The sequence below is a fragment of the Actinosynnema sp. NPDC059797 genome (assembly GCF_042732085.1).
In the GTDB taxonomy this organism is placed as follows: domain Bacteria; phylum Actinomycetota; class Actinomycetes; order Mycobacteriales; family Pseudonocardiaceae; genus Actinosynnema.
Map to the genome: position 1 here is coordinate 1 of NZ_JBHWIE010000712.1, position 1,569 is coordinate 1,569.

Annotated in this window: 2 protein-coding genes; both read left to right on the top strand. The window is 74.6% G+C overall.

The features are described from left to right. On the top strand, positions 1-656 hold a 656-nt coding region (locus ACFV4N_RS43595; RefSeq protein WP_499678575.1), incomplete at its 5' end, for a carbohydrate kinase family protein. 106 nt (positions 657-762) lie between these two features. Next, on the top strand, positions 763-1,569 hold an 807-nt coding region (locus ACFV4N_RS43600; protein WP_499678576.1), incomplete at its 3' end, for a LacI family DNA-binding transcriptional regulator.

A 1,569-nucleotide genomic window follows, 5' to 3' on the forward strand; every position in this document is an offset into this window, starting at 1 on the left:
CGGTGGTCGGCGACGACGAGCCCGCCCGGCAGGTGCTCGCCGTGCTGGCCGACGCCGGGGTGGAGGTGATCGCGGAGACCGCCGCGGGCGCCACCGAGCAGCACCTCAACCTGATGGACCCGCACGGCGGCCGCGTGTCGATCTACCTGGAGCTGCCCGAGCTGCGGGAACCCCGGCACGACGAGCGAGCGCTCGCCGCGCTGGCGGCGGCCGACGTCGCGGTGATCGACCTGGCCGAGCACGCCCGGCCGCTGCTGGCGCGGGCCCGGCGGGCGGGCGTGCCCGTGTGGTGCGACCTGCACGACTACGACGGCGCCTCGGAGTTCCACCGCGACTTCCTCGACGCCGCCGACCGCGTATTCCTCAACGACGACGGGTTCGCCCACCACGACGCGCTGCTGGGGTTCCTCGACACCCTCGGCAAGCCCGCCGTGGCCACGCTCGGCGCGCGGGGCGCGCTGGCCCTGGAGCACGGGCAGGTGCACCCCGTGCCGGCCGTGCCCGTCGAGCGGATCGTGGACACCAACGGCGCGGGCGACGCCTTCTTCTCCGGTTTCCTGGTGGCCCACGTGGGCGGCGCGGACGTCGACGCCGCGCTGTCCGCGGGCGCCGAGCAGGCCGCCCGCTGCCTGGCCTCCCCCGACCTCGCGCCCTGACCGCCGACGCGGGCGAACCCTTCTCGCAACTGTCAAGGACTTGCTGAAAGGGTTTGCAAGGTCTTTCATCCGTGTGCGCGTGTCGTCGCGACGGAAGGGTTCAACGATGGAGGGCGTGCCCGCTCGCCTGAGCGACATCGCCGCGCAGGCCGGCGTCAGCGAGGCCACGGTCAGCCGGGTCTTCAACGGCAAGCCCGGGGTGTCCGCCGCGACCCGCCGGGCCGTGGTCGCGGCCGTGGACCTGCTCGGCTACGAGCGCCCGCCGCGCCTGCGGCAGCGCAGCGCCGGGCTGATCGGGCTGATCACCCCCGAGCTGAACAACCCGATCTTCCCCGCCCTGGCCCAGGTCGTGGAGCAGGTGCTGACCGGCGCGGGCTACACCCCGCTGCTGTGCACCCAGACCCCCGGCGGGTCCACCGAGGACCAGCTCACCGAGATGCTGGTCGACCGGGGCGTGGCCGGGATCGTGTTCGTGTCCGGCCTGCACGCCGACTCCACCGCCGACATGGACCGCTACGCGAAGCTCGCCGAGCGCGGCCTGCCGTTCGTGATGATCAACGGCCGCTCCGAGCGGGTCTCCGCGCCGTCCATGTCCACCGACGACCGGGCGGCCATGCGGCTGGCCGTGTCGCACCTGGTCGAGCTGGGGCACGAGCGCATCGGGCTGGCCGTGGGACCGCGGCGGTTCGTGCCGGTGCTGCGCAAGATCGAGGGCTTCGTGCAGCACGTGCGCGCCGCGCTGCGCTGCACCGCCGAGCAGGCCGAGGCGCTGGTGCAGCACTCGCTGTTCACCGTGGAGGGCGGGCGGTCCGCGGCCGACGCCCTGCTCGACCGCGGCTGCACCGCCGTGGTCTGCGGCAGCGACCTCATGGCCTTCGGCGCGATCCGCGCGGCCCGGCAGCGCGGCCTGGAC